This window comes from Paenibacillus sp. 2KB_20 (assembly GCF_052115765.1).
Lineage (GTDB): Bacteria > Bacillota > Bacilli > Paenibacillales > Paenibacillaceae > Paenibacillus_AQ.
In genome coordinates, this window is sequence record NZ_JBFRHH010000002.1 from 385848 (window position 1) to 410177 (window position 24330).

Annotated in this window: 20 protein-coding genes; 9 read left to right on the forward strand and 11 right to left on the reverse strand. The window is 49.4% G+C overall.

Annotation, left to right across the window (positions count from 1 at the left end; translation table 11 throughout):
• Positions 1 to 53: 53 nt before the first annotated feature.
• Complete coding sequence (locus AB4124_RS07580) at positions 54 to 569, reverse strand: hypothetical protein (protein WP_076322477.1); 516 nt, start codon at positions 567 to 569, stop codon at positions 54 to 56.
• A gap of 347 nt (positions 570 to 916) precedes the next feature.
• On the opposite strand from AB4124_RS07580, the gene AB4124_RS07585 reads away from it, so the two are divergent.
• The 4 genes from AB4124_RS07585 to AB4124_RS07600 all read left to right on the forward strand — a co-directional run bounded on the left by AB4124_RS07585 (position 917) and on the right by AB4124_RS07600 (position 6824).
• Complete coding sequence (locus AB4124_RS07585) at positions 917 to 3721, forward strand: glycoside hydrolase family 3 C-terminal domain-containing protein (protein ID WP_441972121.1); 2805 nt, start codon at positions 917 to 919, stop codon at positions 3719 to 3721.
• Positions 3722 to 3995: 274 nt separating this feature from the next.
• A complete protein-coding gene (locus AB4124_RS07590; protein WP_098741543.1) occupies positions 3996 to 4529 on the forward strand; it encodes an RNA polymerase sigma factor in 534 nt (177 codons plus the stop codon).
• Positions 4516 to 6162, forward strand: coding sequence for a DUF4179 domain-containing protein (locus tag AB4124_RS07595; RefSeq protein WP_441972123.1), 1647 nt, complete (start codon positions 4516 to 4518; stop codon positions 6160 to 6162). The genes AB4124_RS07590 and AB4124_RS07595 overlap by 14 nt, the downstream gene beginning before the upstream one ends.
• 215 nt (positions 6163 to 6377) lie before the next feature.
• On the forward strand, positions 6378 to 6824 hold the full coding sequence (locus AB4124_RS07600; protein WP_009593821.1) for a carboxymuconolactone decarboxylase family protein: 447 nt from the start codon (positions 6378 to 6380) through the stop codon (positions 6822 to 6824).
• Here the strand turns inward: AB4124_RS07600 and AB4124_RS07605 are convergent.
• Positions 6793 to 7692: a sigma-70 family RNA polymerase sigma factor gene (locus AB4124_RS07605; RefSeq protein ID WP_441972125.1), complete on the reverse strand. Its 900-nt coding sequence runs from the start codon at positions 7690 to 7692 to the stop codon at positions 6793 to 6795. The genes AB4124_RS07600 and AB4124_RS07605 overlap by 32 nt on opposite strands.
• Before the next feature lie 305 nt (positions 7693 to 7997).
• Between AB4124_RS07605 and AB4124_RS07610 the strand changes: the two genes are divergently transcribed.
• From AB4124_RS07610 to AB4124_RS07620, 3 genes are read left to right on the forward strand one after another with little or no spacing between them, the layout of a single operon-like run.
• Entirely contained in the window at positions 7998 to 8873 is an 876-nt protein-coding gene (locus tag AB4124_RS07610; RefSeq protein ID WP_441972127.1) for a GGDEF domain-containing protein, read from the forward strand.
• Between the two features lie 44 nt (positions 8874 to 8917).
• Positions 8918 to 9061, forward strand: coding sequence for a hypothetical protein (locus AB4124_RS07615; protein WP_339269699.1), 144 nt, complete (start codon positions 8918 to 8920; stop codon positions 9059 to 9061).
• Positions 9054 to 10349: a glycosyltransferase family 2 protein gene (locus AB4124_RS07620; RefSeq protein WP_441972129.1), complete on the forward strand. Its 1296-nt coding sequence runs from the start codon at positions 9054 to 9056 to the stop codon at positions 10347 to 10349. The genes AB4124_RS07615 and AB4124_RS07620 overlap by 8 nt, the downstream gene beginning before the upstream one ends.
• A gap of 119 nt (positions 10350 to 10468) precedes the next feature.
• On the opposite strand, the gene AB4124_RS07625 is transcribed toward AB4124_RS07620, so the two are convergent.
• Positions 10469 to 10693: a DUF896 domain-containing protein gene (locus tag AB4124_RS07625; RefSeq protein WP_441972131.1), complete on the reverse strand. Its 225-nt coding sequence runs from the start codon at positions 10691 to 10693 to the stop codon at positions 10469 to 10471.
• 322 nt (positions 10694 to 11015) lie between these two features.
• Here AB4124_RS07625 and AB4124_RS07630 point away from each other — a divergent pair, with 322 nt between their 5' ends.
• Positions 11016 to 12371, forward strand: a complete 1356-nt coding sequence (locus AB4124_RS07630) for a sodium-dependent transporter (RefSeq protein ID WP_379408508.1) — start codon at positions 11016 to 11018, stop codon at positions 12369 to 12371.
• Between the two features lie 23 nt (positions 12372 to 12394).
• Here the strand turns inward: AB4124_RS07630 and AB4124_RS07635 are convergent, their stop codons facing one another.
• Positions 12395 to 12532 (reverse strand): hypothetical protein, encoded by a 138-nt coding sequence (locus AB4124_RS07635; protein WP_430110298.1) that lies wholly within the window; start codon positions 12530 to 12532, stop codon positions 12395 to 12397.
• Positions 12533 to 12623: 91 nt separating this feature from the next.
• Between AB4124_RS07635 and AB4124_RS07640 the strand changes: the two genes are divergently transcribed.
• Complete coding sequence (locus AB4124_RS07640; RefSeq protein ID WP_441972134.1) at positions 12624 to 13739, forward strand: glycosyltransferase family 2 protein; 1116 nt, start codon at positions 12624 to 12626, stop codon at positions 13737 to 13739.
• A gap of 494 nt (positions 13740 to 14233) precedes the next feature.
• Here the strand turns inward: AB4124_RS07640 and AB4124_RS07645 are convergent, their stop codons facing one another.
• The 7 genes from AB4124_RS07645 to AB4124_RS07675 form a co-directional block, all read right to left on the reverse strand.
• Complete coding sequence (locus AB4124_RS07645) at positions 14234 to 15394, reverse strand: GntR family transcriptional regulator (protein WP_441972136.1); 1161 nt, start codon at positions 15392 to 15394, stop codon at positions 14234 to 14236.
• 274 nt (positions 15395 to 15668) lie between these two features.
• Complete coding sequence (locus AB4124_RS07650) at positions 15669 to 16556, reverse strand: carbohydrate ABC transporter permease (protein ID WP_076322487.1); 888 nt, start codon at positions 16554 to 16556, stop codon at positions 15669 to 15671.
• Positions 16557 to 16566: 10 nt separating this feature from the next.
• Positions 16567 to 17517, reverse strand: coding sequence for an ABC transporter permease (locus tag AB4124_RS07655; protein WP_441972139.1), 951 nt, complete (start codon positions 17515 to 17517; stop codon positions 16567 to 16569).
• A gap of 104 nt (positions 17518 to 17621) precedes the next feature.
• Positions 17622 to 19259 carry an ABC transporter substrate-binding protein gene (locus tag AB4124_RS07660; RefSeq protein ID WP_441972141.1) on the reverse strand — a complete coding sequence of 546 codons (1638 nt, stop codon included), beginning with the start codon at positions 19257 to 19259 and terminating at the stop codon, positions 17622 to 17624.
• Positions 19260 to 19455: 196 nt separating this feature from the next.
• Positions 19456 to 21105 (reverse strand): sensor histidine kinase, encoded by a 1650-nt coding sequence (locus AB4124_RS07665; RefSeq protein WP_430204462.1) that lies wholly within the window; start codon positions 21103 to 21105, stop codon positions 19456 to 19458.
• Positions 21074 to 21829: a response regulator transcription factor gene (locus AB4124_RS07670; protein WP_083659640.1), complete on the reverse strand. Its 756-nt coding sequence runs from the start codon at positions 21827 to 21829 to the stop codon at positions 21074 to 21076. The genes AB4124_RS07665 and AB4124_RS07670 overlap by 32 nt, the downstream gene beginning before the upstream one ends.
• Before the next feature lie 259 nt (positions 21830 to 22088).
• Positions 22089 to 24314 (reverse strand): alpha-L-rhamnosidase-related protein, encoded by a 2226-nt coding sequence (locus AB4124_RS07675; RefSeq protein ID WP_441972144.1) that lies wholly within the window; start codon positions 24312 to 24314, stop codon positions 22089 to 22091.
• Positions 24315 to 24330 lie beyond the last annotated feature (16 nt).

The following is a 24330-nucleotide window of genomic DNA, read 5'->3' on the forward strand; positions in this document are numbered from 1 at the left end:
CGGAGAGGTTTCATAAATCCTTCGTTCTATTCCGTGTTCATTTCTTTCAGCTTTTAAGTTACTGGCATTCTAACAGCTCTTTCAAACAGCCATCTGGAAAGCTGATCAAAGACCTCCTCTTCCCGATCAACCATTTTATATATTTTCTTCCCTCCCCTTAGAACATAACCTTTTTGATTGATATCCAAAAAATAATCATCTATTTCTCCGTCACGATCACGGTAAAAAATAATGAATGCAAACGTTGGCCCCCCATCATTTCTTATGTTTCTGCTAAAAAACGATCTCGACGATCTCGTATACGAAACGGAGTCTAAAATGCTCATCAATTGATTAAGCTCTTCATTTTGGTCTTCGAATTCGATGAGGTAAGGTATCACGTTAGTTCCTTTCAGGTATAGAAAAGAGATCTTTTCTATTTTAGTAGAATGGGCAATGACGCTTGTAGAAGGCAATCGAACAGAATAATAAATAATCGCCATAGTAGCTGCTAAGAGCACCACTAATACTGCAATTATGATTTTCTTTGCTCTTGGAATAAAATCACTCCTTTCTCTCGTCTCCTCCATTTATTTCATTCATTATTAATCTAACGCTTGATCTAATGACTGGGTTACAAAAGGACAGGACGATCCCCGGCAGCCCATTCCTCCCCAAGTTTCCTGGAGCCCTTACAAAACATCAAACACCACCAGTTTACAAGATGAGGCGCGGAGGCGATGAGGTCGTCAAATCAGCTGTCCTGAAGGATTCGAAATTTCCACATGAAAACTGCACTAATTCTCGGTGTATTACGGCTCCGCTTTGCGCGCTATGATGGAATTGGACTAATTGGCTTAAGAGAAGCATGAACTTATCACATGTATAACTGAGAGCGTTTCCATTCCAACTATGCATAGAAATGAGGTTTTGCTCCATGAAATATCCATTCCAGAATCCGGATCTTCCGCTGGAAGAACGGGTTAATGATCTTGTATCCCGATTGACCTTGAACGAAAAAATCGAATTAATGTGCCAATACCAGGCGGAAATCCCCCGCCTCGGCGTGCAAAAATATAAGCATGGCACCGAAGGTGCTCACGGCGTGGCATGGCTCGGCGAAGCGACCGTATTTCCGCAAAATACCGGGCTTGCGTGTACCTGGAATCCCGAGCTGATGCGGGAGATCGGATCGGTCATCGCGGACGAAGCCCGCGTCTATTACCAACGCGACCGGGCCATCAACGGACTGACCATCTGGGCACCCACGGTGGATCTGGAACGCGACCCACGATGGGGACGCACGGAAGAAGCCTACGGGGAAGACCCGCACCTGACCGGGGAACTCTCCACCGGGCTTGTGAAGGGCATGCAGGGAGACCATCCCTTCTACTACAAAACGGTAGCTACCCTGAAGCACTTCTACGGCAATAACAACGAAGTTGACCGCGGCAGCGCCTCAGTAAGCATCGATCCGAGGAACAAACGCGAGTATTATCTGAAGGCTTTCGAGGCACCGTTCCGGGAAGGGAAAGCCGGTTCCATGATGACCGCGTATAACGGCATCAACGGCACGCCGTGCAACCTGAACCATGAAGTGAACGACATCGTCAAACAGGAATGGGGCATGGACGGATTCGTGGTAGGGGACGCGGGTGACGTTCTGGGCACTGTCATGGACCATCAATATGTATCCTCCTATGCAGAGGCCGTTGCCGGCTCCGTTAAAGCCGGTATCGACAGCATTACCGATGATCAGGACATCTCCTTCCGTGCTCTTCGCGACGCATTAGAGCAAGGATTGCTTGAGGAGCAGGATCTGGATCATGCCCTGCGCAATACTTTCCGCGTCCGCTTCCGTCTAGGGGAATTCGATCCGGAAGAACGGAATCCTTACAGCCATGTGCCGGAGTCGAAGCTCTGCGCGCCCGAGCATGCCGAATTATCTCTTCGAGCCGCCCGGGAATCGATCGTCCTCCTGAAAAACGATGGATTACTGCCCCTTAAGCGTGATCAGTTGAAGTCCGCTGCTGTCATCGGTCCCCTGGCTAACGAAGCATTTACGGATTGGTACAGCGGTACGCCTCCATACCAGATAACGCCGCTTCAGGGCGTGCAGGAGAAAATGGGGGAACGCAGCGTCCATATTCATACGGGATTAGACCAGGTACGTCTTCGTTCTGCTGTTAGCGGCAAATATATCGCCTTATCTTCGGAAGAGTATGGCGGGCTGTTTGCAAGCACGGCTGAGCCCTCCGGAGCGGCGGTGTTCGAGCGGAACGACTGGGGGTGGGGCTCCGTGACGCTTCGGCTCGCCAGCAGCGGCAAATTCGTAACTGAAACCGAGACGGGACTGCAAGCAACGGCCGACGAAGCTCGCGGCTGGTTCGTTAAAGAGGCTTTCAGCTTCGAGGTGTTACCGGATGGAAGCTTTGTAATGAACAATTGGGAGGGCAAACCGATCCTACTGGATGAGCACGGACGGCTTGTGGTAGGCAGCAGCGAAGATGCGGGAACGCCAATGGCCATCGAGACGGTTCAAGACGGCATCGCTGAAGCCGTCGCGGCAGCAGCATCGGCTGAAACCGCCATAGTCTTCGTGGGAAACAGTCCGTTCATTAACGGCAAGGAAACGATCGACCGTCCCGACATCACCCTCCCGCCTGCTCAGCAAGCCTTAATTCAGGCGGTCTATGAAGCCAATCCCAATACGGTGGTTGTCATCGTAGGCGGATATCCGTTCGCCGTGAACTGGGAACAGGAGCATGTGCCATCCATCCTCTTTACGTCTCATGCCGGACAGGAGCTGGGTCATGCGGTTGCCGACGTTCTGTATGGAGATTACAATCCGGGCGGTCGCTTAAATATGACGTGGTATAAGTCAATCGAACAGCTTCCAGACCTTATGGATTACGACATTATCAAAGGGAAACGGACCTATCAATATTTCGACGGGGATGTGCTGTATCCGTTCGGTCATGGTCTCAGCTATTCCCGCTTCCATTACCGTGGTCTGTCGCTAAGCCAGTCGGAAATTACCGCCGATGGTAGCGTAACTGTCAACGTTACCGTCAGGAATGAGGGCACGTTGGCCGGAGATGAGGTGGTTCAGCTGTATGTGAAGGCTGATTCCTCCCGCATCATTCGCCCTTCCAAAACGTTGAAAGGCTTCCGTCGCATCCATCTGTCCCCGGGAGCTTCGAAAACGGTAAGCTTTGAGCTCAAAGCGGAGGATCTGGCGTTCTGGGATGTCACCCGGGATCGCTACTGCGTGGAAAAGGGGAGCTATACGCTCATGGCTGGTTCGTCCTCCAGCCAATTGCCGGAAACCGCAGTCCTTCAAGTCCAAGGTGAGACGATCCCTCCACGCACTCTGCGAGAGCCTGTTCGAGCGGTGAATTATGACGACTACCAGGGTGTCTTCCTGGATGAATGCCGTGAAGGCGGCGAAAGCATTCGTTTAACCGACGAGACGGGATGGATCGCTTTCCATGAAACGGATCTCGGTGATTCCCCGGCAATGTTCGAGGCCAGGGTGAGCGGGCATATCAAGGGCGGCGAAATCGTCATTACGACCGGCAGCCCGGATGGTCCTGCAGCTGGAAGCTGCAAGATTCTGCCGACCGGCGGACGCCAAGCCTGGACTACGGTTCAAGCTCAACTGACAGGATTAACTGGACGAGCCGACGTCTTCCTTATCATTAAAGGCGAAGTGCAAATCAGCTGGTTCCGCATAGCTTAAACCGCCAGCGATCCAGTGATAACCCTCTGTAATATGCTTAATCGATGGTTCTAACGAGCCTGTCAGCGGCTTCTAAACTTACAGATATCCATAGAACATATGCCCTTCTTTTTATATCGTGGGGCAGATGTTCTTTTTTGTTAGAATGAAATCAATTAACAGTTACGGAGACGGACTCAAACCTTCGCTGCATTACGGCAGCCAAAAAAAAGATGAACCCTTTCTAGGGGTCATTTGTTTATTAGACATAACGCGAAGAAAGGAGTGCCTTGGATTGACGGAACGCGAGTTGTTCGATTCTTATAACAAGGATGTATACCGCACCTGTTACTACATGCTGCGTAACGCGCAAGATGCGGAAGATCTCTGCCACGACGTTTTTGTCACCGTATTTCGTCAGGATTGGAGAAGTGTTGAGCATACACGGGCCTGGATCATGCGCATCGCGATGAATCATTGCCTGAACTTGCTTAGAAGGAATCAGACCCAGCGTGACAAGCAAAGCCAGGTCGAGTGGCTCCACGAGCAGACCACGGCATCGGTTAAATCCGTGGACACCATCGTATTGGAAAAAGCAGCGGCGGCGGAATGGGAGAAATTGCTGCGGCAGCTTCCGGATAAGCTAATGGCCGTTGTCACGCTCCGCTATATCGGTGAGCTGTCGATGGCAGAAATCGCCGAAACGTTGAAGATTCCAGTCGGGACGGTTAAATCAAGGCTTCACAAAGCATTGAAAATCATGCGCAAAAAGCTTGAACACCATAACGGCTTTTGGCTGAAGGGAGAGAACCAATTTGGATCGTTTTGAGAACAATCTGAAAAACCAGATGAAAGAGGCGAATAACGTGTCTTATCCGGATTTTGATCGGATGTGGAGCAGTATCGAGCAGAACGAAATGAAGGTGGCCGGGGGGGAATCGGTTCCGCTTCGTCAGCGAAAACGAAAACGTATTGCAATCATCACGGGGCTATCCGTCGCCTTGATGGCTACACCAGTCTATGCAGCCCTGAACTATGATTGGTCCAATCTTCTATCTTACAGGGCCGGTATCCAGACCGCACTAGAGCAGGGGCTTGGCCAGACGATTGAGCAATCGGTTACAAAGGATGGCATCACCTTAACGGTGCACACGGCGTTTATCGATGAGAACCGGACATTCCTGCTCTATAGTTTGAATCCCGGCTCACGGGCTGGTGAGCAATTAGCCTTTGATCATATTGGGCTTAAAGATAAGGAGGGCCAATCCATCGAGGGCCGTTACTCCCATCAATGGAATGAGGAGCTAGGCGTATTCCAAGGTTATTTTGAGACCGATTGGGTCGCTGACGGCCAGATGGCGGATATTGAGTTTGCCATGGAGAATATCCATTTTACCGGTGATGGAAAACAGTCCATCAACTACGACCCTAGTAACTCCAATACACAGGTATTCCCTATCCAGAAAGATGGCATTGACAGCGTGAGCCTGCAGTCATTCGATCAATCCGATGGAAATGTCCTGCTTCGAACGGCCATTACGTATACGGATCCCGAGATGAGCAGTAGAGGCTGGGTGCGAGTAGAGGCCATCAATGACAAGAGTGAGATTATCAAGGAAACCGAGCCTTCCTTTAATGGAACCCCGGGTGCAGCTGGAGAATTTGTAAATCAGCAAATATTCGAGTCCGACCATTTGCTTGCAGAAGGTACTGCTTTCCAGCTTGCTTATGATCGCACACTTGAGTCCGCAGAGGGTACTTGGAGCTTAGATATGGCCCTGTCCAAGAAACAAATGGATAATGGAACGTTTAAGGAAACGCTGAATATCCCTGTAGATCAAGTCCCTGGCGGAACGAAGATCCATGAAATGATCGTTACGCCAACCCAAGTCCGGTTGATCCTGACCCATGAAGAAAAATACACGCAGGTTCCTTACATGGAATACCAACTGGATATAGGCGGAACGCTATTGAACGGAAATATATGGTCTGTTCAGGGACAACACAATAAAACGGAGCTGCGATTTGAAATGACCGGACTGAATGCGGCCTCCCTGGCGAACCAGCCTGTGTCCCTGATCGCCAAGCACCGCGTCGATGCATATGATGGAGACAAGAGTCCGATCCACTTGACCGATATTTCGGCTAAGCATCAGACCATAACGACCAGCATTGCGGGTTATCAGATCACATGGATCTATTACATGAAGGAGAATAACCTCTATGTGGAATCCTCCAGCGCAGATCCGGCGTTCGGAGGCGTTAACCAAACCTATTATCTTGACGGCAACGACCGGAACTATGGAATGCCAGCCATGACCAGCCTGTTCGGCGATGACAACAATAAACATATGGACGTGTATGAGAATTTCGACAAGACCGAGCTTGAGGTGTATATTTCGAAGTATGCCACTCATAAGCGAGACGATGTCCTGCGCGTCCAGCTTAAGGCCGGAAAATAACATATACAACGTTATAAACGACAAAGAAACCCTCTGGATGAACATGAATGCTGCCCGGAACGGCGCTTCTGCCAAGAAGCGCCCATCTTTTTCGGTCTTTCGTTCTCCACCTTTGAAGGGTTTCTTTCTTTTTTCCGTTGGACATGTCACAATTCTGAACGGCCAACTGTCATATGGGTGAACATCAAAAATCATACCAAAAAGGGGAACTGAATATGGAACTGCGAATGAATTACCGATCGGCCAATCCCGAAGCCTTCAAAACCCTGCTTGCCCTGGAGCAAGCGGCCCAAAAAAGCGGCCTCGATCACAAGCTGTACGAGATCATTAAGCTCCGGGCATCCCAGATCAACGGCTGCTCCTTCTGCGTGGATATGCATTCCAAGGATCTGCTCTCCATGGGCGAAAGCGTGGACCGCCTCCTCCTTCTGCCGATGTGGCGGGAAGTCCCGATATATTCCGACGAGGAACGGGCCGTCATCGAATTGACGGAGTGCGTGACCAAGCTGTCCGAGGCCGGCGTTCCGGCCGAGGTATACGAACGCGTGCGCAAGCATTTTGACGAGAAGCAATTCGTCGACCTGGTCATGGCGATCACAACGATTAATGCCTGGAACCGGATCGGTGTCGCTACAGGTCTGTTCCCGGGCTGTTTTGATTAAACAGCTGCAATTTATCCGGATTCACCACAAGAAAAACCTGGCTGATGCGGGATAAGTCGGGTTCCCACTCTACCGTCAGCACCATGGAGACCCGGCCGTCCCGCTTTAGCAATAAGCAGGGCTCTCCGTTTACGGTGACAGGTTCAAACCCTTCCCGAAACGAGCCTTTGGCAGATAACCCCTCAAAGAAAGCACGTACCCTTTCTACGCCTAATATCGGATTGATGGCTGCCCTCGCTTTGCCGCCCCCATCCGATAGCAGCGTAACCTCTTCCTTCAGAAATGACAGCAGCGGCTTGAAATTCCCCATATCGGACGCCCGCAGGAATGCTTCAACGAAGCGTTCCTGTGTTTCCGTCCGGGCGTTTTCTCCCTTAGGCCTCTCCGTGACCTGCCCCATTTTCCGCTTGGCACGACTGAAGGTCTTCCGGCAGCTGATCTCCGTTTTTCCAAGCATCTCCGCTATGATCGGGTATTCAAGACCCAGCGTATCCTTGGCGATATAAATGGCACGTTCCAGTGGCGTTAACCGTTGAAGCAGCACCAGATAGGCATAACCTATCGTTTCACGGCGCTCCGCAGGATCGGACCGCGTCAGCATGTCATAGTCCGGCATCGGCTCCGGGAGCCAGGGACCGGTATACGTTTCGCGCTGGCGTCTGGACGATTTCAACAGGTTGATGCAGCGATTCGTTGTCATTTTGGCCAAATATGCCTTCTCGTTCAGTACTTCTCCCCGATCCATCTGCACGAATTGGGAAAAAACATCCTGCACAATGTCCTCCGCATCCGCCACACTCCCCAGCATCCGATAGGCCAGGCCGAACATCATCGGCTTGTATTCGGTATAGATTTGCTCCAATAACATCAGGCACACCTTCTTATTCTGTATATTCTCTAGCATGAAAGCTACACCACTTATAAGACAAACGGGATATACCACCTGTGACATCATGAAGACGTTATTCTCTACTCTACCCCATATGCCAAGATTTCCGTAAGGGTCAGTTGAAAGGAGAATTCCAGGGTCAGTGGACATTAAATTCGTTATCCAATGTGTAGATTATGTCAACGTTCGATAAATCTATCGACATTTGGGTAATTTTTAAATAACATATGGAATGGCCTAACTACTGCGATAAAAGGTTTAAGAGATTAGAAAGTAGGTAAAACATGAAAAAGTCCACCCCTTTACGTCGCGTCGAACTCGGTTATTTTCTGCTGATTGCTCTCGCCATGGTCCAGCAGTTGTTCATATTCTGGAACATCTATGTAAACCAAATATTTACTTTCGTGGAATTCTTGTTCAGTATCGGTACACTGGCTGCCTTATTGATCGGCTTCTTTCTTCCGGTAGGCGTTTCGACGGTTACGGTGTTTGTGTATTTGGTCACTTATTTCGTATGGTTGTCCACTCTGGCCCCGGTCAATGCACTCACACTCTCCTGGATTCTGCTGCTGCCCGCCAATACCGCCATTGCTATCTTCATCAAGCTAGCTCTGGTGCGAAGCCGAAGGTTCATAAGGCGTCTCGAGCAATTGAGGAAAACCAACCCGGATATCGACATCGACACCTCTCTTGGCAGCAAGGATGCTTTCGAAGATACGCTGGTGAAACAAGCCAATCTGGCCAATCGATATTCGGATCAGTACAGCTTCTGCATCATGATGTTTAAGCTCGATTTCCTCCCCCTGACCAGGGAAAACGTCGGAGCCCACCGCTTTGCCAAGCTGATTATGGAACTGTCAAGCACGATTCAGCAGCAGATTCGTTATGAGGACTATAAATTCTCCATTGGAGAAGGACGCTTTATCATTCTGTGCCCGCTCACCAAGCCGGAATATCTCAAAAGCCTTATGGAGCGCATCAAAGTCGCCATGATGAACGTCCCCTTCCGTGACAAGAAAGGCATGTCCCTCAAGCTTGTGGTCCGCGCCGGCGGCCTCGTATTTCAGAAGGAGCAATTTAGCCGATACGAAAATATCGATGACGTCATCTCTGCATTAGAACGGAATACCGAAACCGACCTCATCGGGGAATATATTTAATGAAGTTAAGTTACCATCATCAATCAAAAGGAGGCTTGCAGCCGATGTCGTATACCAGCTGGTTTATCCCTCTGTGCATCGGAGTCAGCATCATGTTCTCCATAGCCATCGTTATTCTGACGATTGCTACCTTAAGCTTCCGTTCAAAGGTCAAACGAAAATACGATCGGGGGAAGTTCAGTGACTGACTTTTTCCTGGTCATCTCTATAATCAGTATATGGATTGCCGTGCTGGAATCGATCATCATCATGGCGGGAGCCATCGTGTTCATTCATAAACAAAGCCGGCAGAAGCTGGTGAATCCGAGCAATCTGGAGGATTTCCCCACCGTGACGGTCATGGTGCCCGCGCATAACGAGGAATTGGTCATCCAGGCAACGGTAGAGCATATTCTGCAGATGAATTACCCGCATCACAAGATGCAGGTGATTGTCATCGCTGACAATTGCAAAGATCATACGGCCGAACGCTTAAGGGCGCTGAAAGCCAATGAACGTTACCTGGACCGCGACTTTCTTATACTGGAGAGAACCGGAACCGGCGGCAAATCAGGCGCCCTGAACGACGCGCTTAAGCAGGCAACTGGTGAATGGATCTGTGTCTATGACGCGGATGCCGCACCTGAAAAAAACGCGCTGTTATTCCTGACGCAGAAGGCGATGGAGCAGCCTGAACGCTACGGGGCTGTTTTCGGTCGCAACAAGGCTCGAAACCGCGGACAGAATTTTCTGTCTCGCTGCATCAATCTGGAGCTGGTGACCATACAGCGTGTACATCATACCGGACTATGGCAGCTATTTAAGCTGGGCACCATTCCGGGCACGAACTTTATTGTGAAAACCGCGCTCATTCAGGACATCGGCGGATGGGATGAGCATGCGATCACGGAAGATACCGCGATCTCGTTCGAGATCCTGACGAGAGGGCAGCTTATTGCGCTGGCTCCGCAAGCCGAAGCTTATCAGCAGGAGCCAGAGGATCTGAAGGTCTATATGAAACAGCGCGAACGCTGGGCTAAGGGGAACTACAGCGTCGTCACGGATAACATTCATCATCTGTTTGACCGGACAAGCTGGCGGATTAAGCTGCATGTGTTATATTATGCCGCCAGTTACTTCTGGTTTATGATTGCTATTATCATCTCGGATATTATATTTGTCGCCAACATCGTGTATCAGATCATCGGCCTGTTTAACCCGGCCGTCGTCTCCCCTTTCCGGTTTCAAGGCGATGTGTATATGTATCTCATCATTGCTTGGGCCTTAATGTATTACATCTATGTCCTGCAGATTAATCTGGCGCTCGCAACGGACATCGGGCAGAGCCACACACGCAACTTCATTCTCTCATGCGTGTCGTACTTCACCTACACCCAGCTGTTCCTCGTCATATCCATTAAAGCCTTCTACTCCTTGATCGTGGATAAAATCACGGGCAGGGAATCCAAGTGGTACAAGACGGAGCGGTTTGGATAAAGGCTCCCTCACGCAACTGTGTTTAATACAAAGAAGGGATCACCATGACATGGCGATCCCTTCTTTGTATTATTATGCTCACATACTGTGTAAAGTCGTTACACAGTCACGGCAATTTACTATTCTCTCAGCTTCTTCTGCTTATGACGAAGTTTTTCAGGTGTCACGTCATTTCCGTCGGGATCCACGATGCTTAATCCCGAAAAGGTGCTTAGCACCTGTCCGCGAATTTCACGCAGATAGTCCGTGCGCAAAACTTGCTGTTCGGCTTTTTCCGCGGCAGTAAGTACCCCCTCCCGCTGTTTTTTAGCCAATTCATTAATCCGGGTTAAGCTTTTGATCATGATATCCCTCTTTTCTATTTGATTTTCATTTATCTTAATATAAAGATATAATAATATAAGATGTTTGTCAACCCCGCCAACTTTCGCTTCCGGAAGGGTATTTGTGATTTTTTCCCTACCCAAAGCCTCTTCATTTCCTTAAACTTGGTGTTTAAGGTTTATTTATTTACAAATCGTGGTTATTGTTAGTATTGAAACCTTTGTGTTCGCAGCATAATAAAAAAAGCAGGCCCTCATCCCTTAGGAAAAATTACTTATGCCTTTCTGCCAGAACTTGAAATATAATAGAGGAACTTAACTTTAATCAACTGGGGGAACATCTATGAAATCTCAGCTCAACAACCCAGCTTCAACGGGGAAAAATGATCGTTTTTCCTCTGCTGGATTTATTCTGGCCGCGATCGGGAGCTCTGTCGGCCTCGGAAACATGTGGAAGTTTCCTTACATTACGGGAGAACACGGCGGCGCAGCTTTCTTCCTGCTCTTTATTATCTGTCTCATCGTGATCGGTCTGCCCGTGCTGTTGGCCGAGCTTGCCATCGGACGAGCTGGCCGCGGGAGTGCTGCAACTTCCTTCGTTAAAGCGGGCGGACCGAAAGTCTTCGGTCATCTTGGATTGCTCCAGGTCATTGCACCGTTTCTCATTCTGACCTTCTATGTTATTGTGGCAGGCTGGACGCTACATTATGCGGTCATGTCGTTTAGCGGCAATCTGTACAACAATACCGATTTCGGTGGTCAATTTACTACGTTTACGGAAGGCTACATGCCGATTATATGGCAATTCGCCGCTATTATTATTACCGGATGGGTTGTAGCCAAAGGAATTTCCGGAGGGATCGAGAAATTCAACAAGGTTCTGATTCCGGGCCTAATCATTCTGTTGATCGTACTAATGATCCGTGCGGTAACCTTGCCAGGAGCTGGCGCGGGCGTTTCCTTCTTCTTGAATCCTGACTTCTCGAAGTTGAGCCCGGAAGCAGCGCTGGTCGCGCTGGGGCATGCCTTCTTCTCCCTCTCGCTGGGGATGGGGATTCTGTTGACCTACGGCGCTTATGTGGATAAGCGACAATCGCTAGGTCCAGCAACCCTTGCCATCGGCGCGGGTGACCTGATTTATGCGTTTATTGCCGGGCTCATTATATTCCCGACAACCGCTTCTTTCGGGATTGAACCGAATGCCGGACCTTCTCTTGTCTTCATTGCCTTGCCAGCTGCCTTCTCGGCCATGCCGCTGGGTTCTTTTTTCGGGGGATTGTTCTTTATTCTTCTAGCCATCGCCGCATTAACATCTTCCGTCTCATTGCTGGAGGTCCCAACCTCGTATGTCATGGACCGCTGGCATTGGGGACGGACTAAAGCCGTAATCGCCATTAGCGTACTGGTTATGCTGATCGGTCTACCCTCCGCGTTGTCATTCGGCATCGTACCTGGGCTTTCCGATATCGGCGGCAAAAACTTCTTCGATTGGCTGGATTTCATCACATCCAATATTCTGCTTCCGGTCGGGGGTCTGATCACCACTCTCTTTGCAGGATACTTCTGGAAGAAGGCGGCAGATGCCGCTGGCCTGAAAGCCGGCTGGTTCCGGGTATGGCTATTCATGATCCGTTATATCGCGCCAGTACTCGTATTTTTGGTGCTGCTTCATACCACGGGTGTGATCAAGTTCGATTAATTGTAGCCAAGGCAATCTCATCGTCACACAGGGCGAATGGGGTTGCCTTTTTTATCCGGATTTAATTGTGCTCCCGCATCACCATCTAGAAAAATTTCAGTAAAAAGGGTTGAGCAAGTAATGAGTTTTGAGTATGTATTTGGTGTTGGATTAACCTTCATTCAATGCCTCCTACTGTTTTTCTGGGCATATTGGATGCTCATCAGTCTCTTTGGCTTTGGAAAACCAAAGAGACTCAAGGAATATAAACCTTTGAAAAGATTTCTTCTCATGGTTCCTGCGCACAACGAAGAAGCGGTTATCGGACACCTTGTCGAGAACCTTCATAAAATGGACTACCCGAGGGAGCTCTATGAAGTGTGCGTTATTGCTGATGGATGTAAAGATAAAACTAGTGAAATCGCTAGAAAACTTGGTGCTACCGTTATTGATCATACCTACCTGCCAGGTGAACAAAAGGGGAAGCCTTATGGAATCAAATACGCCATTGAGCAGTATGGAGATAGGTTAATCGATGATTTTGACAGTATCGCCTTCTTCGATGCCGACAACTTGGTCTCGTTGAACTATTTAAAGGAAATGAATAACCACTTGTTGAACGGGGATCAATTAATACAATGTTACCTGGATTCTAAGAATCCCAATGACAACTGGGTGACAATAGGTTACTCTGTAAGCTACATTTTCATGAACCGCTCTTGGCAGCTGGCTAAGTCCAGATTAGGCTTAGGTAACGCGATCGGTGGAACTGGGTTCTGCGTAGACACGACTCTGTTCAAAACCATCGGTTGGACCGCTCGTTCCTTAACAGAAGACCTTGAGTTTACGATGCAGTGTTTGCTTGAAGGTGTACCAGCTAAATGGTGTCACTCTGCGCGTGTGTACGACGAGAAGCCGGAAAGTTTCAAATCTTCCTGCATTCAACGTCTCCGATGGGCAAGAGGGCATTGGGATGTTTGCTTTAAATACGCTCACCGATTAATTTGGAGATTCATTAGCAAGCTAGACTTCAAAGCTTTTGATGGTTTTATGTACCTTATTAATCCTGGCAAGATTGTTTTAAGTGCTGCAACAGGTCTCCTTATTTTCATATCCATGGCTACCGACTTATTAGATGCTCATCATTTGATTCCTTGGCAAGTTTGGATGATATGTTTGTTATTCCAATTCATTTACGTAGGGTACGCACAGTTTCTTGATTCGAAAAATAAAGTAAGCATCTTCCGGAACTATGTGTACCTGTACTTCTTCAATCTAACTTACGTACCACTGTTCCTTTGGTCACTCATTACAATGAAGAACGTAAATTGGAATCCTACAAAGCATACACGAGCTATACATTTGAGCGATATTGAAGTAGAAGATTAGAGTGGAATTATTTAGATGTGACTACTATTTATTTCGGTTATTTCGCTAACAGCTGCTATTTCCCGAGAAATAATGACATATGATTTAGACGAAAGCTTGAGATTTATATGGATAGTTCTGCAAAACAAAATTGTTTACGCGCAATTAAGTGGATAGTAAAACCTACAGTCGTTTAATTCCTTCCAACCCTCTAGTTAATATGTCAATATATAAAATAATTATAAATGTTATATCGGATTCCTGCAGTCTCCACATCATGTCTAATCCATTCATTCAGAAGTTCAAACAAACCATGCACTCACCTATTCATGAGCGCATGGTTTGTATTTGTTCTTCCCCAAATCCGGTTCGATTCCGTGCTCGATCACGCACCGTCTACGAATTCAAAATTCAATTCCGCGATATAGCGGTATCAGGTGGATTACGTTATATCGTGCTATACATGCATATGTGGCTGCGCGTCACCGCACAGAAGTTTAGACAAAGTTTGCTGGTTATTTCTTTACAGGCCCGGTAGATGCTCCAGCCACCAATTCCGCCGGCAATTGCTTCTCAACTGCTACATCATCGTGATTCATGATGCCCAATACCGTCTCGATCGCCAGCCTGCCCATCTCTTCCTCGTTCTGCCGCATATGGGTAAACAAATAACCCTCGCCGATATTTAGCTGCGGACTGTCGAAGCATATGATGGATACGTCCTCCGGCACCCGCAGACCGAGGCGCTCTGCCGCAACCTTGGCTAGCAAAGCAATGTTATATTCGATCGCAAAAAAGGCAGTAATCGAAGGGTGATCCTGCAAATGCTGCACGATCCGCTGGATTTCGCGTTCAATATTGCTCTCGTGGAAGGCATTGGGCAAAGTGGCCGTCACGTCGCTAATCCAGATTTCCTTATCAGACGCTATACCCCGGGCGGCATGAGCCTGCACGAACCCTTCAATCCGTTCTTCAACTGCTGTCGTATCTCTCGGTGGAGGAGACAGCAGAGAAATATGACGGTGACCCAAATCGAATAAATGCTCCACCGCCTGCACGGCTGCCCCAAGATTATCTGTACTGATGGAAGCCGCTGCAACTCCCTTCAGCTTGCGATCAATCAGAACAAGCGGGAAACGGGCAATAACCATCTTCAATATTTCGGCATTGAAATATTCGCCCTGGGCGGGAAATACGATGAGTCCGTTCACGCCGAGATTACGCAGCTTCTGAATGGATAATTCCTCATTATCCTGGTCTCCAAATGTTCTGCGCAGTACCAGAAAACAGTCATTCTCCCTCGAATACTGCTCCATGCTATAGACCAGGCGTGTTCCGTAGCTTGAAGAAAAGTCCGTAATGACAAGACCAATCATCTTCTCCCGGCTGGCCGCTGCAGCATCTGTGCTCTCTGAGGAGAGAGGTTCCCTGTGTACCACAGGCTCATCCGGATCAGCTACGAACGATCCCTTGCCCGGCTTGCGTACAATCACGCCTTCGGCCGCCAGCAGATCCAATGCTTTTTTGCTTGTGATTCGACTAACTCCGTATTCATCCGCGAGTTCCTTCTCCGAAGGGACTTTATCGCCTATCCGAAAAATATGGGTTGAGATCTTTCGCTTCATCTCATTAAAAATTTGTTCATACATCGGCTTCGTGGAAGCTGCATCTTTCAAATTGATATCCCTCCAACGGTACTCCAAAACCTACTAATTTATATAACAATATAACATGATATGTTTAAATTGTCCATGTTGAACGAATACCGCTTACAAATTAAATACAATCGGAACAGTCCCAACCATGACAAAACAGCGCCGCAGGATAGTCTTTCGCCGGAAAGACTCATGCTGGAGGCGCTGTTCTCTGTCGACTACCTATTCCATTTGCCGGTACTGGATGTACCCGCTCAAGCAGAGCACGCTAATAAGCCTGACCGGCTGAGCTGTTCTATTCCTTCACGGCCCCCAGAACGATTCCGTGGATTAAGTAACGCTGCAGAAACGGATAGATGAGCAGAATTGGAATCATGGAAACCAGAATTTTGGCTGAGTTCAGGGTCGTGTTGGAAATTTTATTGAATTGCTGCAGCTGTTCGACCGAGAGATTCTGCATCTGGTCGCGCGTCAGACTGAGCTGCTGCAGATAGGTTTGAAGCGGTATTTTTTCGCTGTCATTGATCAGGATGATTCCGTCAAAGAAGTTGTTCCAGTGACCGACGATGACAAACAGGGTAATGGTTGCCAGGCTGGGCATGGAAATCGGGATAAAGATCTTGAGCAGGATTTTCAGCGGACCGGCACCATCAATGAATGCGGCCTCCTCTAGCTCCTTCGGAATGCCCTTGAAGAAGTTCATCAGGAGAATCACGTTGAAGACAGGAACCGCACCCGGCAGAACCAGTGCCCAGATGCTGTTGATCAACCCCAGCTTGCTGATCACCATATACCAGGGAACGATCCCGCCGCTGAAGAGCATCGTAAACACGATAATCCACATATATTTATTTCTCGATCGGAACTGCGTGACGCTCCGCGACAATGGATAGGCCATGAGGATGGTCAATATCATGTTGATCGCGCCCCCAAGCAGCACCCGTTCCACGGATATTAGAAACGCCTTCCAAAACTTCGTGTCATTCAGTATCTGCCCGTAGGATGAGAAATTTAGCTCCACCGGAAAAAAGTAGACCTTGCCAGCATTAACAGCCGTGCTGCTGCTGACAGACACCATAATCGTATTGACGATGGGGGCCAGCGACACAAATGTAATCAGAACGAGCGCGAGCATAATCATCAGGCGGGATAGCCTTGAGCCCAGCGTTTTGGATTGAATCATGCTAACCCTCCTAGAAAATCCTGTACCCCGCATACCTCGAGGCCAGCCTGTAGGATATAACGATCAGAATAAAGCTAATGACCGATTTCATCAGTCCGATCGCCGTTGCGAACGAATACTGCATATTGATCAGACCCATGCGGTACACAAACGTATCGATAATATCACCCGTCTCATACACCAGCGGATTATACAGGTTGAACACCTGGTCAAATCCCGCATTCAGCACATTGCCGAGACTCAGCGTGCCCAGCAGGATGATCGTCGGAAACATGCCCGGCAGTGTGATATACAGCGTCTGTTTCCAGCGGCTCGCGCCGTCCATGGCGGCGGATTCATACAAAGCCGGGTTAATCGCCGTCAATGCAGCCAAATACACAATCGTCCCATAGCCGAATTCCTTCCAGGTATCCGTCACGATGAGCAGCGGCCTGAACCAGTCGTTGCTTGCCAGAAACATGATCCGCTCCAGCCCCAGAAGCTCAAGGAAATTGTTAATCATGCCGTCAAAGGAAAAGATCATGGTCAGCATCGTACCCAGGACCACCCATGACATAAAATGCGGCAAATACACGATGGTTTGAATCGTGCTTTTGAAGAGCTTCAGACGCACCTCATTAAGCAGCAGGGCGAACACGATCGGTACAATCAATCCGAGAACAATCTTCCCGACCGCGATGACCAGCGTATTCACAAAAATCTGTTTGGCATCCGGCAGTTGAAACATATACGTGAAATTGTCGAGTCCTGCCCATGCGGAGCCGAATATCCCTTTCGCGGGGATGAACTTTTGAAAAGCCATGACCACCCCGAACATCGGCACAATCGAGAAAATGAACAGCATGACCATGCCGGGCAGCAGCATCGCATGATAGGTCATTTCGTCAAAGGTTCTTCGTTTCTTTTTCCTCCGGTATCGTACTTCCCGCTCTGAATTGACGGTTGTTTCCACTTGCGCCATCGTCCGCTCCACCTCCATCATGTCCCTGTCAGGACAGGCCTTATCGAATGAAAAGCCCCGCGGATGACCACCAATAGCCCTCCGCGCCAAGGCTCATGCTTTCCTTATCTGCTGCTCATCTGGTTGACCTCTTCCGTAATCTCATCGCCGCCGGTACGCTTCCAGGTGTCCACAAACTTATCGAATTCATCAACGGGGGCTTGGCCCATGATGATTTTCAATATCGTCTCTTCTTCGAGCTTTTGGAGGTTGGCCCACTTCAGCTTCATCGTCTCGGTGGTTCCGTAGAAGCCTGCAGGAATCACTTCCAGATTCGGATTGTTCGCTTCGCGCTGACCCTCGATACGGGAGAGGTATTCGCCATAGGTGTTCACATCGACGGCATTGCCTTTCTCCTTAAACTCCTGATATGCCTTGAAGGATACCACCCTGTCCTCCTGAACGGCCGAAGCATCCCCGGATTGATCCGCCTTCATCAGATCGTCGTAATAACGCTTCAACACGTCGTCATAATCCACTTGCATCGGAATTTGCGTCGGATCATTGTTCCAACGACTGGCATCGGTCAGCATCTCGTCCGGATGCTCTTTCTTGTAGTTAATTGCATCATCCGTTAAGGAGTACAGGAAATCCGTAGTCAGATTGACCGACTTCATGATCGCTTCAGGATGGGCAAAATCCTTCTTCACCACAACGATACCGCCGCCTACCGGATCCTGACGGATCGTTTTGAATTTGCCGTTCTCGTCTACCGGTGCCGATACGGCAACCCAGACAGCATCGGGATCTTGCTTGATCGAGTCCTTGTAGTTGGTGTAGCCGATCCACCATGGATTAAACAGCATGCCTACCTGACCGTTGATCACAAGCGCTTCCTTCTCTTCATTCGACCGGACGGCGAACTGTTTATCAATCAAACCTTCCTTGTACATGGCGCTCAGCTCCGTCAGCGCTTGCTTCATCTCGGGCTGGACCGAACCATATACAACCTGGCCGTCCTCCTCGATCCAGTTCATCGGAAAGGCGCCATGCGCAGCGAATACCGGCGTAAAGTTCATGGCATTGGAATCCATCACCATTCCGACCGTCTTGCCTGTTCCCGAGGCGTCCTGCTCCACGAATGTTCTGGCGAGGTTCCATACATCCTCGACGGATTCCGGCATCTTCGCGCCGACTTTATCCACCCAGTCCTTCCGAACCCACAGCAGCTGGTGCTGGTTGCCGATATTCGTCATCGGAAGGCCCATGATTTTACCGTCGACCTTCACCTGGTTCAGCAGCAAGTCGCCATAGGAAGCGTAGATATTCTTGACCCCGTCGGATGCGGTCTTCTCGTACACCTCCGTCATATCGGCAATCAGGTCATTATCCACCAGTTGGTTGAAAATATCGCGGCTGACCAGCATAACGTCCGGCAGATCGCCCGTTGTCATCGATAGCGAGAGCTTCTGATCCATATCATCCGTCTCCCAAGCCACCTTGGCTTTCACATTCACCCGGTCCTCCACGTATCGGGTAGCCAAATTGTCCTCAATCGTATCGCCTGGTGGCAGGTTGTTCACATGATTGGTATTCCGGCCGATCGTAAATTCCACCGGCGTCTCATATTTTCCGTAAGGCTCATAATCCTGCTCTGAAATTTCCGGCTGCGCGTTATCACTCTTGCCCCCGCCGCAGCCGCTGAATACGACCAGCATCATACAGCTGAGCAGCAGAGAAGCCATCTTTCTGCGTTTGTTCATCCTGTCATCCCCTTTTTTTCTCGTTTTGGTTGATAATCAAATTGTATGCGGTTTCAAATTTGGCGTATATGCAACATTTTTCGGATATGTATCACTTTTTTCATGACCTTCTTTTCCGACCTCAAACACAAAAAAAGCGGCCGCTGCAGCACCGCTTTCATTACCAACGCTATGGCAGGAATAGCATCCACTCTGTTCATGAGGCAGGAATGACCATCGATACTTCCGTTCCGCTGCCTGGCTCGCTATGAATATCGAGTCCGTAATCCAGACCGTAGTACAGCTTGATCCGGTCATTCACGTTCCGAACGCCGCACCCGCCATTCTCCCCGGTTAACAAGCGTGCCGCCTGTACTGGAGTCATGCCCACCCCGTTATCGCTAACGGTGAACCTAATGCCCTCTCCGACCCGGCTGACCCCAATGTGAATTCGACAATCGACCGCACCTGCCTCCACGAATCCGTGCTTGATGGCATTCTCCACGATCGGCTGCAAAATAAAATGAATGACCTCGGTATGTAACACTCCCTCGTCAATATGGTAATCCACGTCAAACCGGCCATCGTTCATGATGAGCTGCAAGTCCAGGTAGGCCTTGATATGCTGCATCTCATCATTGATCGTGGCCATTTGCCTCCCCTGATTCAATGTCGTTCTATAGAATCGGGCCAATGCCGATACCATATAACTCGTTTCGATATCTGCCTTCTTCTCGGACCTCCAACGGATAAAGGAGAGCGTATTGTACAAGAAGTGCGGATTGATCTGATTGACCAGCTTGTTATACTCGCTTTCCCTTTTGGCGATTTCGGCTTGATACACCTGGGAAATGAGGCTGTTGATTCGTTTCAGCATTTTGCCGATGCCATTGGTCAGCTCGCCGAATTCGTCCCTCGATGAGCTCTGGATGATCACATCGAGATTGTTCTGTTCCACCTTGTCCACCTTGTTCTTGATATGGATAATTCGGCGCGTAAAGTTGTTGGAGATCACATAAATGAGCAGGAAAGTAATGATCAAGCTGAGGATAATGACAAACAACGTAATTTGAAAAATACCCAGCGAATTTGCATATGCATTCGTATTCAGCAGATTGTAGTGAATCGTCCACCCATTGTTGGCAAGCGACCGACTTAGGATCAGACCGCTCGGCTCTCCACTCTCCAAACCGGCTGAAGCATCCGCCTCCTTGCTCACCTTGAATATCACACGATGCTCAGCATCCTCGATATGAACCGCCACATGCTCCGACAGCTTGTCCAGGTCCGCAAAAATGCTGTCATGCTGAATGGAAATGACCATGAAATTACTGTCCTTCGGATTGCTGATCAGTTCCTGAACGAGATAAAGCTTCTCCCCGTCCACAATCCAGCGCCTGCCCCGAAATCCATCGTACCAAGACTTGCTCTTGAGATCCCCGATCGGCAAAATATTGTCGCGAATCCCCAGCAGCTCTCCGGATGTATAAAAGGTGATGGCCTCAATATCATCATCCATCAGCCGGATATTCGAGATTAACGGCTCCAGAATGTCACGGAAATCCAGGTACATGTTAAAATAGTTCTCTTCGTAATCCTTAATAAATATCTGCGACAACTCCCGATTTAGCACCATGAACTCGCTCAGCGTATTGTACCGGTTGATCTTGTAATCCATAATGTTAGCCACCTGCTCCAGGCTGGCTTTAGCTTCGCTCCGCAGTTCTTTCATCTGAATGCGGTAGGACTGAATGAAGGAAAGCAGCCCTAGCAGAAGAATGGGAATGAGTGCAATCACCAGATGGGACAGCAGCAGCTTGTTGCGGAACCTGATATCATTGAACTTGTTCTTGATCCATCCGATCATGGAGCACCCCGCACTCTCTGTACTGTAAGGGACTGACGCCGAACTTGCTTTTGAACAGCTTGGCAAAATACGAATGGTTATCGATGCCAACCGCTCCGGCGATATCATTTACCTTCATATTGGAGTTCAGGAGCAGATGGCTTGCCCGTCGCAAGCGGTAATCGGTTAAATACTTCGAGAAGTTCTCGCCGGTCTCTTTCTTGAACAAAATACTCAAATACCCCGGGGACAGGTATACATCGTGGGCTGCATCCGACAACGAAATGTCCCGCTGGTAATGATCCTTCACATAATCCTTGACCTGAAGGATGACCTTGGATTCCACCGTCTCCTGCTCAAGATCCCCACCATAAGGACTGATCTGCGTAATATCCTCCATCACCTCCAGAAACTCCTCCCTGACCAGCGGCTTCAGCAAGTAATTTACCACGCCCAGCCGGATGGCGCTGCGGGCATATTCAAATTCGTCATAGCCGCTGCAAATGACGATCTTTAGATCCTGCTGCATCTTTCGGGCTTGTTTGCTTAGCGCAAGTCCGTCCATCAGAGGCATTCTGACATCGGTGATGAGGATATCAATCGCGTTCTGAACCAGAATCCGCTCCGCGCTCATTCCGTTCTCGGCTTCCAGTACTTGAAAGGGAAAGCGGTACTGAGAGATCAAATCCTTAATGCCTTCTCTTTGAACGGACTCATCGTCAACAACAAGAACATTAAACATCATGAAATCTCCTTTGCTTGTGAAAGTATGAGGCTAATATAGGAAAATATAGGTTGTTATAAATGGTATGCCTGTTATGTCGTAGTATATCATAGATTTCCGAAAGGGCTTTCAATTTAACCCTCAAATTCAACGAATGGATCTTCCTGATCACTCGACACGAAAAAAGATCCCTCCTCCGTTTTACACGGATTGAGGGACCTTTATTTTAGATGAGAATCGTCGAAATGCCCCTCGTTCAAGGGGCATTTCTCTTGCTGGCTTACACCTGGACTGATTCCACTATCCAGATTATATGCGTTTCTGTGCTCTCCAGGCGTTGACCGTCCAGCTCGATAACAATGTTCCACCCCTGAGGGTTGCGAACGATTACTGTCCGTCCATTCCCCGCTTGTTGTGGCGCTATGGAAATATCCAGCTCGGCTTCGCCTACCCGAAGATTGCTCAGGCTGCATTCACGATCATGCCACGAGGTTGGAAGCTGCGGCTTGATATAAACCGTCTTCTCAAACGCGTTTGGTGTCACACCGAAGAAATGGCGGATAACCGGAACCGTGAGGGCATATAATGTCCACGCCTGCACCACGCAGCCGTAATCCGGCGACATCTCGGAAAAAGAACCCGGAAGCACCTTCGAGAAGGTCCCCAGCATTCTGCGCAGCAGCGCCAGCGCCTCGTCCGGATGGCCGTTGGCCGCTTCCGCTACCGCGTGAACCCCCGTCGAGATGGTCATCGTGCCCTGCTTGTAGATCCCCCCAAGATAGGTGCCATGCTCCCCGATAAACACATCGGAACGCATGGTTTGAAGCGCCCTCTCGGCCTTCTCCGGATCGGCAATGCCCGTCTCCATCGGCGTCACGATGACCCAGTTCTTGTTAAGCAGCCAGCCCCGGTCAGCCTTCGCATCTTTAGCTTCGGCCAGCATTTGCTCCAGGTATTCGCGATACCCCTGAATGCCTTCCTTTTCTGAGAGGGATACCATATAGTCCACCTTTGGCTCAATATCGCCTCTGGTCGCAACGGCGTCAGCGTATAATCCCTCCGACTCACACCAATACACTTCATTGATCGCGCGTACTGCCCGGTCCGCGAGCTGACCATACTTCTCCGCGTTTTCTTCCTCGCCGAGATGCCTGCTCATATCGACCATCGCCCGCAGAGCCTGGGCGGTGTACACGGCACTGTCGATCAGTTCCATGTTCAGACCGGCAATCTCAATGATGCCGTAACCTGACGGGAACAGATCGCCGTCCGGATCCATTTCATGCAGCAGCCAGTCTACGCCCTTTACGCAATAGCGGTAATGACGGCGCAGCAGTTCTTCATCTCCTGTCCAGCGGAACAGCTCCCATACAAAAGCGATGTAATGGGCCGTTTCCTGGGTGTTGCCCGGATTCGACACCGCCCCCATGGTCGTGATCTCGTGCACGATTCTGCCATTGCCATTGGCTTCCTCCGATTTTTCAAGCAAAAGGTTCAGCGTATCCTTTGCAAGCTGCGCATCCCCGATGGCAAGCACCCCTTGAAGGGAATAGGTATTGTCACAGCCGAACCACCACGGATAGGTAGGTCCGCCGGCAGTCAAGCCGCGTCCGATCCCGTCCACCTTTTGCACAAGCCACTGATTGTTCCATTTGGCCCACGTAAAGGCTTCATTCAGCAAGTCCTCGCCGGCGATTTTCAGTTTGGCCCGGTTAGCGACCTCTTCATATATAACCTTTTTCTCGTCAAAAAGAGCCTCATGCGAAGAGACAAGCTTGTCATATACCGCTTCGCTCTCTTCCTGGGATTGATAGGAGCCGGCCACAAATAAGCGGAATTGCAATGTCTCCTTCTCCCGGAGCTCAATCACTTCGCTCCGGAAGGCTACACCCGTCCCGTTTCCAGCGGTGAACTCGGGCCCATATAGAGACGGCCCCGTCTCAACCACGCTGCCCGGCAGATCCGAACCGATCTGGACATACCAGTCATGTGCACTGTCTTTCACGGTGACTTTCCGATCCGAGCTGAGGATCACCTCATCCTGCTCGCCATCGGTTATGCCGATTTCATCGGAGAACCAGACGGGGCGAAGATCGGTGCGAGCCAGCAGCTCCAGCTTCAGGCGGGTCGTACCTTTTCCATAGGACAGCAGTTTATAATCCGCCACGAATCCTTTTTCCAGCTCGGGTGCGAATTGCGTGCGCTCCAATTGAACCGGAATATGGCCCAGCCCGTGATCGTATTGAAACCGGCTGCCCCAAGGCTCATTCGTAAAGCCGTCCGATCTCGACCAAACCGAGATATTCCGGTCCAGATCCGTAATTCTCAGCCAGAAGCCGTCCAGCAGCTTGATCGGGTGCAGCCACACCCCGCCCATCTCGTTGGCAATATGATGTCCGAAATCCGGGAAATATCCGTCCTGGGTTCCACAGATTTTAATATACTCACTGGCATTATAGTATAAATTGAAAGGATGTCTGCTACTTAATCCTGTAGTTTTTGGCATGTCAGCCTCCTAACGC

Bases quoted from the DNA above. Each gene is read 5' to 3' on its own strand.
- AB4124_RS07580 (WP_076322477.1), bottom strand. From the start codon at position 569: ATGGAGGAGACGAGAGAAAGGAGTGATTTTATTCCAAGAGCAAAGAAA.
- AB4124_RS07585 (WP_441972121.1), top strand. From the start codon at position 917: ATGAAATATCCATTCCAGAATCCGGATCTTCCGCTGGAAGAACGGGTT.
- AB4124_RS07650 (WP_076322487.1), bottom strand. From the start codon at position 16,556: ATGATTCAATCCAAAACGCTGGGCTCAAGGCTATCCCGCCTGATGATT.
- AB4124_RS07600 (WP_009593821.1), top strand. From the start codon at position 6,378: ATGGAACTGCGAATGAATTACCGATCGGCCAATCCCGAAGCCTTCAAA.
- AB4124_RS07665 (WP_430204462.1), bottom strand. From the start codon at position 21,105: ATGATCGGATGGATCAAGAACAAGTTCAATGATATCAGGTTCCGCAAC.
- AB4124_RS07615 (WP_339269699.1), top strand. From the start codon at position 8,918: ATGTCGTATACCAGCTGGTTTATCCCTCTGTGCATCGGAGTCAGCATC.
- AB4124_RS07655 (WP_441972139.1), bottom strand. From the start codon at position 17,517: ATGGCGCAAGTGGAAACAACCGTCAATTCAGAGCGGGAAGTACGATAC.
- AB4124_RS07670 (WP_083659640.1), bottom strand. From the start codon at position 21,829: ATGATGTTTAATGTTCTTGTTGTTGACGATGAGTCCGTTCAAAGAGAA.
- AB4124_RS07625 (WP_441972131.1), bottom strand. From the start codon at position 10,693: ATGATCAAAAGCTTAACCCGGATTAATGAATTGGCTAAAAAACAGCGG.
- AB4124_RS07630 (WP_379408508.1), top strand. From the start codon at position 11,016: ATGAAATCTCAGCTCAACAACCCAGCTTCAACGGGGAAAAATGATCGT.
- AB4124_RS07635 (WP_430110298.1), bottom strand. From the start codon at position 12,532: ATGAAGGTTAATCCAACACCAAATACATACTCAAAACTCATTACTTGC.
- AB4124_RS07675 (WP_441972144.1), bottom strand. From the start codon at position 24,314: ATGCCAAAAACTACAGGATTAAGTAGCAGACATCCTTTCAATTTATAC.
- AB4124_RS07605 (WP_441972125.1), bottom strand. From the start codon at position 7,692: ATGTTATTGGAGCAAATCTATACCGAATACAAGCCGATGATGTTCGGC.
- AB4124_RS07660 (WP_441972141.1), bottom strand. From the start codon at position 19,259: ATGAACAAACGCAGAAAGATGGCTTCTCTGCTGCTCAGCTGTATGATG.
- AB4124_RS07610 (WP_441972127.1), top strand. From the start codon at position 7,998: ATGAAAAAGTCCACCCCTTTACGTCGCGTCGAACTCGGTTATTTTCTG.